The sequence below is a fragment of the Brevibacillus sp. FSL K6-2834 genome (genome assembly GCF_038592925.1).
Classification (GTDB): Bacteria; Bacillota; Bacilli; order Brevibacillales; family Brevibacillaceae; genus Brevibacillus; species Brevibacillus borstelensis.
This window is the reverse complement of record NZ_CP151945.1, coordinates 4,212,136-4,225,121: the sequence shown is the minus strand read 5'-3', so window position 1 is coordinate 4,225,121 and position 12,986 is coordinate 4,212,136. Positions and strand designations below refer to the sequence as shown.

Below are 12,986 nucleotides of genomic sequence, written 5' to 3'. Positions count from 1 at the left end.
GATTCAGGGGATCGGTGACAAAGAGGGTCCGACGTTATTTGCGATCCGTGAACTTCTCATGAAACACGCGATCGCTTAAAAGGAAGCGTCTCTTGTTAAAAGACGGACAGCAGATGATGAGGAATCTTCTCCGCATCCACGTCTACGCAAACTTCGATTTCATGGCCTTCGCTCGGCTTGGTGCGCAGATCGGCCACAACCGAACCGGCGCAGTACACACCCTCGGTCTCGATGCTTACTTTCATCGTTTGCGTGCGAACCACCCATGGCATACGCGCTACGAGAACCGTAAGCGGATCATGCGTCGGGCAAGCGCCCATCAGGTTGTCTACTTGCCAATAGAAGCGGAAATAATGCTGCAGGGCGTCGTTCATGTACTGCACGATCGGCTTGTTTTCCGGGCGGCAGTAGCCTGCGGCTGCATCGAGGTGCTGCTGTGTCAGTCTGACCTTCATCGTAACGTCCAGTCCGACCATGGTGATTTTCAGGCCGGATTTCATAACAGCCGCGACTGCCTCAGGATCGCCGCGGAAGTTGGCTTCCGCTTTCGGCGTCACATTGCCGGGAGCAAAGACCGTTCCGCCCATGATATAGACGCGCTTCACTTTTTTCGGAAGCTCCGGATCGATCTCGAGCGCTTCCGCCAGGTTGGTCAATCGGCCGAGGGTGACCAAGGTCAATTCCCCGCCCAATTCATTTGCCTTGCGGACGATAAACTGAGCCGCCGACTCGGAGAGTGCCTGCTGCTCGGAAGCGGGCAGGTCCACGTCTCCGATCCCGTTGTTCCCGTGAACGTGGGAGACCGGGCCGGCCCATTCGCGGGTGAGCGGCTTGGCAGCTCCCATGGCTACCGGGACTTCATAGCCGGGATTGGCCAGCTTGATCAAGCGCAGAGTGTTGTCAGTTGCCTGCGCCACACTGGCGTTGCCAAATACCGTAGTGATGCCTTCTACTTTGACATCTGGCGCTTTCAATGCGTGAAGGATCGCGAGAGAATCATCAATACCGGTGTCTGCGTCGATGAGCATTCTGATTACGTCTGTCATGGCAAATACCTCCAAAAAGTTCATTCCCCGATCAAAAGGCGATGGGGAATGGAATGAATTTACGTAAATAAAGTTTTGCGATGCTTGCGGATGGCGTAAACAACGAGCGCGACGATCGTTACGATGTACGGCACCATCTTGATGAATTGGCTCGGAATGACATTTCCGGGTGTCGTTTCGATAATCATCGTCATCGCTGTTGCCAGCGCAAACACGGCGGAACCGGCTAAAATTCCAAACGGATTGCGGTTTCCGAAAATGACGACGGCAAGCGCCAAAAATCCGGTACCGGCTGTCATGTCGCGAACGAACATGCTGGTCATCCCCATCGAGAGATAAGACCCTGCCAAGCCGGCGAAGAAACCGCTCCAAACGAGAGCCGAGTACTGAATCCGCACGACCGGAATCCCGAGAGAGCGAGCAGCGCCCGGTTCTTCCCCGGTTGCGCGCAAATGGGTTCCATATGGAGTGTGGTACAAAAGGTAGTAGCAAAAAACAACTGCGAGAATAGAAACCCAGACCATCAAATTATGACCGCTCAACAGCTTCCCGATGAATGGAATTTGATCCAGAAACTACGACATTGGGAATGGACACTGGATTCTCTGGTACATAGCTTCCGTGGGAATCGTACAAAATGCTCATCATCAGTACCGTGATGCCGGCGCCGAAAATATTGACGGCAAATCCGGTGACGATGATGTCCACGTTCATTTTCAGCGAGAAGAACGCCATCGCGTAGCTGACAATCATTGCGGCAAGCACGCCGGCAGCCATCCCGATGATCCAACTGCCTGTAGCAGAACCTGCAGCGACCGAAGTAAATGCGGATACGAGCATCAGTCCTTCGATCCCGATGTTGATTACACCGGCACGGTCGGTCATCAGACCGCCCAATGCCCCGAGCAGAATAGGGGGCATCATCCGCAGGAGGATGACAAACAGCGTTAAGTTAATGGTTTGTTCCCACAGACTACTTAGCAACGCGCTCACCTCCACGGGACGACATCAGTTTGCGCTGTTTCAGGTAAGCGAAAATCGCTTGAGAAGAGACGAAAATCACCAACAATGCTTGAATAATGATTGCCAAATCTCGAGGAACGTCGCTGTTTGCCTGCATGATCTGGCCGCCTACCTGCAAATACGCATAGAAGAAGGCCGACAGCAAAACAGCGATAGGGTGGTTGCGAGCCAAAAGAGAGACGATGATTCCGTCAAACCCGAGGCCGGCAGAAAAGTTGTCTTTCAACGTTCCGTGAAGGCCGATCACTTCGACGGTACCGCCCAGACCGGCAAGCGCGCCGCTGATGGCGATGCTGAGTATCAGCACCTTTTTCGGCTTGATGCCGCCGTACTCCGCGAACAGCGGGTTTTTCCCTACTGTGCGAAGCTCATAACCGGTTTTGGTCTTGTAGAGCAGCAGGTATACAGCCAACGCTGCCAGCAGCGCAAGCAGAAAGCCCGCGTGTGTAGGGAATCCGTCAAAAATGGGTCCCAGCTTCGCGCTCTCCTGTACGAACGGGAGACGGGCAAAGCCGCCGCTGTCCGGTGCCTTGAAAACGTAGTTCAGCAAATACGAAACAAACAGCGTGGCGATAAAGTTAAACATCAACGTAGATACGATCTCGTCGGCTTTGAAATAGGCCTTAAGCACACCGGGCAAAAAGCCGTACAAAGCGCCTCCGATCAGTGACGCCAAAACTACGAGCGGAATGTGTATCCATGGAGACATTTCCGGCAGATAGACGGCCACCAAAGCACCGGTCAACGCGCCGATATACAACTGGCCTTCCGCCCCCATGCTGAACACGCCGCTTTGAAAGACGACGACGATCGCCAGACCGGTGAAGACGAGAGGAATCATCCGGTTGAGAATCGAACCGAAGCTGAACAGCGTCGTAAATGGTTCGATCAGCAATGCTTGCAGCGCCGCGACAGGCTCATCGCTCACGAGAAAGATGACGAAAATACCGATGACCAGCGCCGCGACAATAGCCAATAAGATACCGAGGAGATCGAGGTATACTGCACTTCGCTGATTCATGTGGCACTCGCCCTCTTTTCTTGCTTTTTAACGCCCAACATGTAGAAGCCGATTTCTTCTTCGGTCAGGCTCTCTGAATTTTCCAAAATAACGGCCAGCTCTCCATTGTAGAGAACCCCGATCCGGTCGCTCAGGCTCATCACTTCTGACAGGTCGGCAGAGACGAGCAGGACCGCTGCTCCTTCGTCGCGCTTTTTGACGATCTCCTTGTGGATGAACTCGATGGAGCCGATGTCGACGCCTCGCGTCGGCTGGGCGGCGATCAGCAGCTTGGGATTTTTGGAAATCTCCCGGGCGACGACGATTTTTTGAATGTTTCCGCCTGACAGTGCCCCCGCCAGCGTATCGCGGCTCTGGGTGCGAATATCAAATTCCTGGATCAGCTTGTCCGCATGCTCATTGATTTTCTTTTGATTGAGAAAGAGACCGCGTCGAAACGATTTGTCACGATATAAATCCAGGATCAAATTTTCCTTGATAGAGGAAGTCAGGCAGGCACCTCTGGTCTGTCGATCTTCCGGAATGTGGCCAATCCCGATGTTGCGAATTTCTTCGATGCTTTTTCCTGCCAAATCTTGGCTGAGAAAGGTAATGCGGCCCTTGAAGTTTTTGCGGAAGCCGGTAATGACTTCGATCAATTCAGTCTGGCCGTTTCCTTCCACACCGGCGATGCCGAAGATTTCACCAGCTCGCACCTGGAAGGAAATATCGTTCAACACCTGCTTGCCCGTTTCTGATACATAGCTGACCTCATCGAGTGAGAGAACGGTCTCTTTGGGCTTGGCGGGCTGCTTTTCGACCCGCAACAGCACATCCCGTCCTACCATCAAGCGCGAAATCTCTTCTTTGGAGGTTTCGGAGGTAATCAGGGTAGAGATGGTTTTTCCTGCACGCAAAACCGTGATTCGGTCGGAAATTTCCATGACTTCATTCAGCTTGTGCGTGATAAAGATGATCGTATAGCCTTGTGACACCAGCTTCTTCAAAGATTGGAACAGTTCATCCGTTTCCTGAGGGGTGAGGACCGCGGTCGGCTCATCGAGAATGATGAGCCGCGCTCCACGGTACAAAACCTTCAAGATTTCTACGCGCTGCTTCAGGCCTACGGAAATGTTCTCTACTTTGGCATTCGGATCGACCTTGAGGCCGAACTCTTGAATCAGACGTTGCGTTTCCGCGATGGCTTTTTGATGGTCGGACAGGACACCCTTTGTCGGCTCGGAGCCGAGCACGATGTTTTGGGCGACAGTGAAGGAGGGGACCAGCATAAAATGCTGGTGCACCATCCCGATTTCGTATTTGATCGCATCTTTTGGACTCTTCAGAACGACTTTGTCGCCCCGGTAAAAAATATCCCCTTCGGTAGGGCTCTCAAGACCGAACAAAATCTTCATCAGTGTCGATTTTCCTGCACCGTTTTCGCCTACAAGTGCATGGATTTCGCCTTGTCGGACGGAGAACGAAACGCCTTGATTGGCTTTTGTGCCATTCGGATACACCTTGTGTATATTGCGCATTTCCAGCAGGTCAGCCAGGGCGTACCTCCTAATTCATCTTGATTAATCTTGTTTAATCTTGATTTCTCCGCTGACTACTTTTACTTGAAGCTCGTCCATCTTGTCGCGGATTGCTTGCGGAACATGCTCGTTGTACAGATCGTCCTTCGCCAGGCCTACACCTTCTTCGTAAATACCGAGAGACTCGTTTTGGCCGAATGGCAGGTCGCCTTTTTTGTACAAATCGATGGCGCGGTAGATCGAGTTTCCAACGTTTTTCAGCATAGAGGTAAGAACGTGACCCGGTTGTACCATGTTTTGGTTGCTGTTGACACCGATTGCATATTTGCCGGATTCTTTAGCCGCTTCCAGACCGCCGATACCTGCAGGACCAGCAACGGTGAAGATGATGTCAACGTTTTGGGAGTTGTATTGGGCCAGGGACAGCTCTTTGCCTTTTGGCGCATTGTTGAAGTCGCCGACAAAGGAAGAGATGACTTTTACTTCAGGATCGATAAACTGTGCGCCTTGCTCATAACCAGCTTTAAAGTCGTTGATGATCGGAATGTCCATACCGCCGAGGAAGCCGATGGTTTTATCCGGGTTGGCCGCTTTCAAATCTGTGCTCGTAGTTACATCGCGGCAAAAGCGCCAGCCAGGAAGGAGCCTTCGCGTTGGTTGTATCTCACAGAGTAGATGTTTGGCACATCGGTAATGGTTTCATCAAAATAGATGAACTTTTGCTCAGGATAACGCTTGGCCAGATCGATCGTCGTTTCTTTCATTTGGCTTGTCCCAACGACAATGACCTCGTATTTTTTGCTTGCGACCATGGATTCCAGACCGGTAGGCCAGTCGGATTGGTTAGCTCCGCCTTGAACGGTTTTTACTTCGATGCCCAGCTCTTTTTCCGCTTTGTCCAGTCCTTCTTTCGCGGAGTCGAAGAACCCGCTGTCTCCCAGGTTTCCGCTTACATAGTAGCCGACAGACAATTTCTTTTCTGCCGATGCATCTGTTTTTGCATCGCCTTTGCTCGCCTCTTTCGGCTTCGCAGCGTTGTCAGCTCCGGAACCTCCGCCGCAGCCGGTCAAGGCCATGGACAGAATCAAAAGACTTGCTCCAATTTTTCCCAACAGACTTTTCTTCATGTTGTTTCCCCCATTTTTTATATGAAAATTAGTGAAACCGATGGAATTATTCCGGCTGCAGGAGCTGCAATGCGAACGCTTTCACTTCATCCAGCGTTGGCATTCCAGCCTGTGCGCCAAATCGGGTAACGGCAAGTGCCGATACTTTTCCGGCAAAGCGGACGGCCTTGTCCAGTTCGTAGCCGATTGACAGGGCGTAGCCAAGGCCAGCGTTGAAAGCATCGCCGGCGCCGGTCGTATCCATGACCTGCACATGATGGGCCGGGACGGATACGAGATTTTTCCCCGACTCCTTGTACACAGAGCCTGCTGCGCCAAGTGTAGTGACCACACAGCGGGGACCCATTTCCAGGAGGGCATCGATTGCTTTTTCGAGGCCGTCTCCATAAGGGTCAATACCGGTGAGCAGGTAAAGCTCGGAGCGGTTTGGCGTCATGTAGTCGACAGACTGCATCAGGCCCAAAGGAAGCTTTTGAGCAGGTGCTGGATTCAAAATGACGGTTTTCCCGTGCCGCTTCGCCAGCTGTGCCGAAGCGACTACTGTCTCCAACGGTATCTCCAGCTGGAGGAGGACCAGATCGGCAGCGGCAATTGTCTCCTCGAGTCCTTCGATATTCTCGGGCAGGCAAAGTGCGTTTGCCCCAGGAACGACGACAATGTGATTGTCATCGTGAGCAATCATGATAGAAGCAAGACCAGTAGGAGCATCGGAAGTCTTGGTCACGCGCTTGGTGACGACCTGGTTGTCTGCAAGCGACTGTGTCAGCGCTCCTCCGAAAGCGTCGTCACCAACCATTCCGACCATGACGGTATGCGCTCCCAGCCTGGAAGCGGCTACGGCCTGATTCCCGCCTTTGCCGCCGGGGATGAAGTGAGCCCTGGTGCCTGTAATGGTCTCTCCCACTTGTGGAAAACGGGGAGCTTCGACGACGATATCCATATTCAGACTCCCGATGACCACAATGTTTGGTTGTCTCATGGTGTTTTCATGTCCTTTCTCGTAGAGCCTCTTGCGATCAATTCCACATCGAATTCATAGATTTGATTGTCAACAGCCACTCCCTCGATTTTTTGAATCAATAAGCGGGTCGACAATGCTCCCATGTCATAAATCGGCTGAGAGATGGTCGTCAACTCCGGCTCGGTAATTACGGTCAGCTCGATGCCGTCAAAGCCGCACAGGGCGACTTGATTCGGAACGGACAAGCCCATTTGCTGCAATTTTTTCAAAGCCCCGAGCGCCATCAGGTCATTGCCGGCAAAGATGCCGTCCACGTCGGGATGACGGGCCAGCAGATGTTCGACGGCCTCCATCCCTCCGTTGATCCGGAAGTGGCCGGGGACCATCAGGCTCGGGGTAAACCACTCAAAATGACGGACGGAGTCCTCGTAGCCGAGCAGTCGCTCTTTTCCTGTCGCTGTTTCCTGCGGTCCGTAGATGTGGGCGATTTTTTTGCACCCGATCTCCAGCAGATGGCGGACAGCCAGGGTCGCTCCCTCGTAATTCTTGGAGCGGACTACATAACAGGAGGCTTTTGAAGGAGCACGATCGAGAAGGACGAGTGGAATGCCGGCTTCGTTCATGGCGCTGATATCGGCCGCCTTCAATGAATGCGTGGCAAACAGAATGCCGTCAACATACCGTTTTTTCAGCACGTTGATATACGTTTGCTCTTTGCCGGAATCGTTGTCGGAGTTGCAGATCAGGACGGTATACCCGTACAAACGAGCGACGTCTTCCACTGCACGGGCCAGCTCGGAAAAAAACGGGTTGGAAATATCGGGCATGATGAGTGCGATCGTTTCCGTTTTTTTGCTGGCCAAGCCTCTCGCCACTTTGTTCGGTTCGTAGTTCAACATTTTGATGGCCTGCTGCACGGCCTGTTCCGTTTCTTTGTTGACGTAACCGTTCTTGTTGATGACACGGGAGACAGTTGCTACCGAGACACCGGCGAGCTTAGCCACATCTCTAATCGTTGCCAATCAGCACCATCCTCTTTGTAATCAGGATTGCAATGAAAAACCGATTACATATTGATGAAAAAGGGTGAAAACCTAGATTTTTCAGGCGTTTGCGAGTGTTTTTGATCATTGTGTGTAACCGGTTACACATCGGATAGGTCTAATAGTAAGCGATTAAGGATAATCTTGTCAAACATAAGATTCAGAATTTTTTGTTTCCATTATTTAGAAAATTTATGTAAATCTCTCCTCTGGCAAGGATGGAGTCCGACAGGGAAAACGATCGGACTGATCGGAATCAAAGGAAACGAAGGGATGAGAAGCGAAAATGGAGAGAATGAGAAACAGGCGATGTTAGAAAGCGGGGAAATCAGAGATGAATATTGTTGTTGTCGGCAGTCTCAATATGGATCTCGTATCGCACGTCCCTCGCTTGCCGAAAGCGGGGGAAACGATTACGAGCACATCGTTTCAAACCATTCCGGGAGGGAAGGGCGCCAATCAGGCTGTAGCCGCGGCAAGGCTGGGCGCTAACGTGCATATGATCGGAAAGGTGGGCTGCGATACATATGGGGACATGCTGCTGGAAAGCTTGGCTGATTCACTCGTAAATACAGGAGGCATCGGGAGGGAGGGGACGACGGGAATGGCCTTGATCAACGTCAGCGGCCGCGGCGAGAACAATATTGTGCTTGTTCCGGGCGCCAATGGCATGATGGGAAAGGCGGACATTGATCGGCACATACGGCTGCTGGAGGGCTGTGACGTTCTGTTGGTTCAACTGGAAATCCCGCTTGCAGTCGTGGAATATGCAGTCAAACTGGCGCATGATAGGGGCAAACTGGTTGTTTTGAATCCGGCTCCCGCCCAATCGCTGTCGCCTTCGTTTTTGCGGCATGTCGATACGGTCACTCCCAATGAAACGGAGCTTGAGCTTTTGTCGGGAATGCCCGTAGAGACGCTGTCCGAAATCGAAGCGGCTGCGGAAAAGCTGCTCGGACTAGGTCCGAAGCGTATCGTTGTGACGATGGGAGAGAAGGGGGCGCTCATCGTCAATGCGGATGGAGCGACACACATCCCCGCCCTTAAAGTGCAGGCGGTGGATACGACGGCTGCGGGGGATTCCTTTACGGCAGCCTTTACCGTCGGAATGGCAAAGGGGATGACCGACGAAGAGGCGGGCACATTCGCCAGCAGGGTTGCGGCGATTGCCGTGACCAGGCACGGAGCGCAGCCTTCCCTGCCGACCCTCGCGGAGGTGGATGCCCTGCAGGCAGAATAAACATGAAAGACAGGGAACGGCTGCAGCGGCGCCACCACAATGGAACGCTGCAGCCAGGTCCAAGGACAGGCAGCGTAAATTAAGCCTGCTGATCCAGCAGCTCCATCACCCAGCGGCACCAGTTCAGCTCCTCGCGCATACTGCTAACTCCCCTGCTCAAGAGGATGTATTCGCCGAAATACGGTGAACCGTGGTCTTGAGGCGTACCGTCGCAAGCAAGCTTCAGCTCTTCCAAAAAGGTTTCATACATGTTCAGTTGTTCCAGGCAATGGGCTTCTCTTTCTTCAAACAGCTTTCGAGCGGTGTTGCGGTCAGTCAGCCAGAGGCAATACGTTTTCAGAAACAGCTCGTCGCGCAGGACCGGCTCGGAGGTGGACTGGGTCAGCCACTCGCGAAGTGCAGTCCGCCCTTTTTCTGTAATGGAATACACTTTCTTGTCTGGCCGATCTGTCTGCGGAACCCGCGTAAATTCCAAATAGCCCTCCTGCTCCATCTTGGCCAGCAGAGGATAGATTTGACTGTGTTTGGCCTGCCAGAACGGTTGCAGTTGGAGCATCAGGTCATAGCCGGAGCTGGGTGTACGCGCTACCAGTCCAAGCAATCCATACGCCAGAGTGTTCAAGGGTGTACCCTCCTGATTCCTATTAATAGCGTAATTATATAAAGAGAGGACAGGGGTTTCAACCGAGCCTTGAGCTGTTGAAAGCCTCTTTTTTTGACGTTTCGCTAAATTGCTGGTAGTAGTGTGTGTAAAGAATGGATAGGTTATTTTCAGCAGGTGGGCCGTCAAGGTCACTGAGCATGCTCTCTCGCGTTCTTGCAGGCCGAAATATAACCCTGGCCGGGTATCAGTTCCTTCGGTGTTTGAAACAATAAGGGGGAACATCAGGAGGGATGGCAGCATGGCTTGGGTTTATTTGGTGATTGCGGGATTGTTTGAAGTCGTTTGGGCGATCGGGTTGAAATACAGCGAAGGGTGGAGCAAGCTGGTGCCGAGTGCAATTACTGTAGTTGGCATGGGCATCAGCTTTTACTTTTTGTCTATGGCACTCAAAGCGCTTCCAATCGGGACGGCATATGCGATTTGGACGGGCATTGGCGCGCTTGGAACGGTCGTTGTCGGCATGATCGCATTTGGGGAGCCGAGCAATATCATGCGGATCGTCTTCTTGCTTTGCATCATTGCGGGGATTGTCGGATTGAAGCTGACAGCCGGAGGGTGATTGAACGGTCGGGAAGCATTTTTCTTCAGGAGCAGCAAGGTTTTCTCCTGTCGGCAAAAAAAATTTGCGCAACCTTTCGAAACTGTTTACAAAACGTGTCATACACGATATATTTACCTAGATTGGTATGAGCAAATAGACATATTGTGAGAAGATGACCGAATGAAAACGATGATAAATCTGGAATCAATTGAAAAACACTTTTCCGGTTCTGTCGTGGTTCCGCCACTCTCCCTTTCCATCCAGGAAGGGGAATTTCTAACGCTTTTGGGGCCAAGCGGCTGCGGGAAGACGACACTGCTCCGCATGATTGCCGGCTTTGAGCAGCCGACAGCGGGGGAAATTTACCTGGACGGCAAGGCGCTGACCAGCATTCCTCCCTATCAGCGGGACATGAACATGGTTTTCCAGCAATACGCCCTGTTCCCCCACATGAATGTCGAACAGAACATTCTGTTTGGACTGAAGATGAAGAAAGTAGAGGCGGCGGAGCAACAGCGGAGGCTGGAGGAAGTGCTGCAGTACACGCAGCTTGTCGAGCTGCGCAAGCGTACGCCGAAGCAGCTCTCCGGAGGGCAACAGCAGCGGGTGGCGATCGCGCGGGCGATCGTGAACAACCCGAAAGTGCTGCTGCTTGACGAACCGCTGGGAGCACTGGATTACCAGTTGCGAAAAAGCTTGCAGCTTGAGTTGAAAAATTTGCAGAAAAATTTGGGCATTACATTTATTTACGTAACGCACGATCAAGAAGAAGCGATGGCTATGTCTGATCGCATCGCCGTCATGAACAAAGGGCGGATCGAGCAAATTGCCACGCCGGCAGAAATCTACAATCATCCCAAGACGCTGTTCGTCGCTACCTTTATCGGGGAGAACAATATTTTCAGAAGCGGCGATGCCAGCATTGCGGTCAGACCGGAGAAGATCAAGATCTATCCGAAAGATTCCGAGCTGGACAAGCATCGCAAAAACGGCACGATCACCGATATGGTTTTCCTCGGCAACATGAGCAAGCTGTTTATCCGCCTCGAGAGCGAGGAGATGACGGTGCTGGCTCATGAGTACGCGACAGAGAGCCGGGGCTGGCAGGCAGGGGATCAGGTGGCGATCGGATGGTCGCAGGCAGACGAGGTGATGCTCACTTGAAAAACGGAAAGCAGTTGAAGATTTTGGCGCTGCCGGCTTTCGTTTGGCTGGGGGCGCTCTTCGTCTTGCCGATGTTGATGATTACTGCGCTGTCTTTTATGAAGCGCGGAACATACGGGCAGGTCGTCTATGAGTTTACGCTGAACAACTACGCCCGGATGATCGATCCGCTCTACATTCAGATTTTTTTTGACACCTTTCTCGTAGCGGTGCTGACAACGGCCATTTCTCTCGTGTGCGCCTACCCGATGGCTTACTACATTTCCCGCATGGATCGGTCTGCCCAGAAGATCTGGCTGCTGCTCGTCATGATCCCGTTTTGGATCAACTTTTTGGTCCGTTCCTACGCCTGGGTCATCATCCTGCGTTCGCAGGGAGTGATCAACACGTTCCTGCTCTCGACCGGATTGATTCAAGAGCCTTTGCCCTTGCTGTACAATTTCGGCTCGGTGATGGTAGGGATGGTGTACACGCTGCTGCCGTTCATGGTCCTGCCGATTTACGTTTCGCTGGAGCAGCTCGACCGGCGGAAGCTGGAAGCCGCCTACGATCTGGGCGCAACGCCGTGGAAGACGTTTTGGCACGTAACCCTTCCCTTGACGAAATCGGGTGTCATTACCGGATCGATTCTGGTCTTCGTCTCCTCGATCGGGATGTTCGTCGTGCCCGACGTGATGGGCGGAGCGAAGTCCGCGCTGATGGGAAACGTCATCCAAAATCAGTTCTTGTCAGCTCGTGACTGGCCGTTCGGGTCTGCTCTCTCGATCGTCCTGATGCTGCTGTCCATGGTGTTGATCTACCTCTACTACCGGGCGGTCAACGCCGCCGAGGCAAAGGAGGGGACGGCATGAAAGCGCTGAGACATCGTACAATGGCCGGATATTCCTGGGCCATGCTCGTCTTTTTATACTTGCCGATCGCTGTATTGATGCTGTATTCGTTCAACGACTCGCGGATCAATGCTGTCTGGTCGGGCTTTACCTGGAAATGGTACGTATCTTTGTTTGACAACAGGCAGGTCATGGAGGCTTTGTGGAACAGCCTGAGCATCGCCTTGATCAGCAGTGTGCTGGCCACTGTGTTTGGCACCGCTGCCGCGCTTGCGATGAAGCACTACTCGCTCAGATGGAGAAGCGTGTTCAACGGGCTGACCTACTTGCCCATCGTTATCCCGGAAATCATGATGGGTCTGTCTCTGCTGGTCTTGTTCAGCCAGATTCATCTCGAGCTGGGCAAACTGACGCTGATCATGGCTCACGTCACCTTCAGTCTGCCGTACGTGATCGTCATCATCAACACGCGGCTGGCCGACATGGGCAAGGAGCTGGAAGAAGCGGCGCAGGATCTGGGCGCGACTGCGTGGGAGACCTTGCGTCACATCACGCTGCCTTTGATTTCACCCAGTATTATCGCCGGGTTTCTGATGTCCTTTACCTTGTCGCTGGACGATTTTGTTATCTCGTTTTTCGTAGCGGGTCCCAATTCGACGACCTTGCCGCTGTACATCTACGGACTGGTCAAACGCGGTGTATCTCCTGAGGTAAACGCCCTGTCGACGCTGCTGATCGTCTTTACTGTACTGCTCGTTGTTGCGGCTGAGTTGTTCCGCCGCAAAGATTCCAAGTCGCTCACTTTTTAA

At 52.7% G+C, this 12,986-nt stretch carries 15 protein-coding genes; 5 read left to right on the top strand and 10 right to left on the bottom strand.

What is annotated here, in order from left to right; genetic code table 11:
• Window positions 1-95 precede the first annotated feature (95 nt).
• From NST96_RS20885 to NST96_RS20845, 9 genes are read right to left on the bottom strand one after another with little or no spacing between them, the layout of a single operon-like run.
• On the bottom strand, window positions 96-1,046 hold the full coding sequence (locus NST96_RS20885; RefSeq protein WP_003388947.1) for a nucleoside hydrolase: 951 nt from the start codon (window positions 1,044-1,046) through the stop codon (window positions 96-98).
• Window positions 1,047-1,105: 59 nt separating this feature from the next.
• Complete coding sequence (locus NST96_RS20880; protein WP_342404437.1) at window positions 1,106-1,570, bottom strand: hypothetical protein; 465 nt, start codon at window positions 1,568-1,570, stop codon at window positions 1,106-1,108.
• A gap of 4 nt (window positions 1,571-1,574) precedes the next feature.
• Window positions 1,575-2,030, bottom strand: a complete 456-nt coding sequence (locus NST96_RS20875) for a hypothetical protein (RefSeq protein WP_342404435.1) — start codon at window positions 2,028-2,030, stop codon at window positions 1,575-1,577.
• Window positions 2,020-3,090: an ABC transporter permease gene (locus tag NST96_RS20870; RefSeq protein WP_122957886.1), complete on the bottom strand. Its 1,071-nt coding sequence runs from the start codon at window positions 3,088-3,090 to the stop codon at window positions 2,020-2,022. The genes NST96_RS20875 and NST96_RS20870 overlap by 11 nt, the downstream gene beginning before the upstream one ends.
• A complete protein-coding gene (locus NST96_RS20865) occupies window positions 3,087-4,607 on the bottom strand; it encodes an ABC transporter ATP-binding protein (RefSeq protein WP_340701488.1) in 1,521 nt (506 codons plus the stop codon). The genes NST96_RS20870 and NST96_RS20865 overlap by 4 nt, the downstream gene beginning before the upstream one ends.
• Window positions 4,608-4,649: 42 nt before the next feature.
• Window positions 4,650-5,204 carry a BMP family ABC transporter substrate-binding protein gene (locus NST96_RS20860; protein ID WP_265575874.1) on the bottom strand — a complete coding sequence of 185 codons (555 nt, stop codon included), beginning with the start codon at window positions 5,202-5,204 and terminating at the stop codon, window positions 4,650-4,652.
• Window positions 5,205-5,218: 14 nt separating this feature from the next.
• The gene (locus NST96_RS20855; RefSeq protein ID WP_265575873.1) at window positions 5,219-5,734 is read right to left on the bottom strand and encodes a BMP family ABC transporter substrate-binding protein; all 516 of its coding nucleotides are present in this window, start codon (window positions 5,732-5,734) and stop codon (window positions 5,219-5,221) included.
• Window positions 5,735-5,780: 46 nt separating this feature from the next.
• Entirely contained in the window at window positions 5,781-6,713 is a 933-nt protein-coding gene (rbsK, locus tag NST96_RS20850; RefSeq protein WP_024983927.1) for a ribokinase, read from the bottom strand.
• Window positions 6,710-7,717, bottom strand: coding sequence for a LacI family DNA-binding transcriptional regulator (locus NST96_RS20845; protein ID WP_003388957.1), 1,008 nt, complete (start codon window positions 7,715-7,717; stop codon window positions 6,710-6,712). Before NST96_RS20845 ends, rbsK (NST96_RS20850) begins: the two co-directional genes overlap by 4 nt.
• A gap of 355 nt (window positions 7,718-8,072) precedes the next feature.
• Between NST96_RS20845 and rbsK (NST96_RS20840) the strand changes: the two genes are divergently transcribed.
• Window positions 8,073-8,978 carry a ribokinase gene (gene rbsK / locus NST96_RS20840; RefSeq protein WP_003388958.1) on the top strand — a complete coding sequence of 302 codons (906 nt, stop codon included), beginning with the start codon at window positions 8,073-8,075 and terminating at the stop codon, window positions 8,976-8,978.
• A gap of 79 nt (window positions 8,979-9,057) precedes the next feature.
• Here the strand turns inward: rbsK (NST96_RS20840) and NST96_RS20835 are convergent, their stop codons facing one another.
• On the bottom strand, window positions 9,058-9,600 hold the full coding sequence (locus NST96_RS20835) for a PadR family transcriptional regulator (protein ID WP_003388959.1): 543 nt from the start codon (window positions 9,598-9,600) through the stop codon (window positions 9,058-9,060).
• A 280-nt stretch (window positions 9,601-9,880) separates the two neighbouring features.
• Between NST96_RS20835 and sugE the strand changes: the two genes are divergently transcribed.
• From sugE to NST96_RS20815, 4 genes are all read left to right on the top strand, one after another.
• Window positions 9,881-10,201 carry a quaternary ammonium compound efflux SMR transporter SugE gene (gene sugE, locus NST96_RS20830; protein WP_003388960.1) on the top strand — a complete coding sequence of 107 codons (321 nt, stop codon included), beginning with the start codon at window positions 9,881-9,883 and terminating at the stop codon, window positions 10,199-10,201.
• A gap of 162 nt (window positions 10,202-10,363) precedes the next feature.
• The gene (locus tag NST96_RS20825) at window positions 10,364-11,347 is read left to right on the top strand and encodes an ABC transporter ATP-binding protein (RefSeq protein WP_003388961.1); all 984 of its coding nucleotides are present in this window, start codon (window positions 10,364-10,366) and stop codon (window positions 11,345-11,347) included.
• Window positions 11,344-12,198 (top strand): ABC transporter permease, encoded by an 855-nt coding sequence (locus NST96_RS20820; protein ID WP_003388962.1) that lies wholly within the window; start codon window positions 11,344-11,346, stop codon window positions 12,196-12,198. Before NST96_RS20825 ends, NST96_RS20820 begins: the two co-directional genes overlap by 4 nt.
• Window positions 12,195-12,986, top strand: coding sequence for an ABC transporter permease (locus tag NST96_RS20815; protein WP_003388963.1), 792 nt, complete (start codon window positions 12,195-12,197; stop codon window positions 12,984-12,986). The genes NST96_RS20820 and NST96_RS20815 overlap by 4 nt, the downstream gene beginning before the upstream one ends.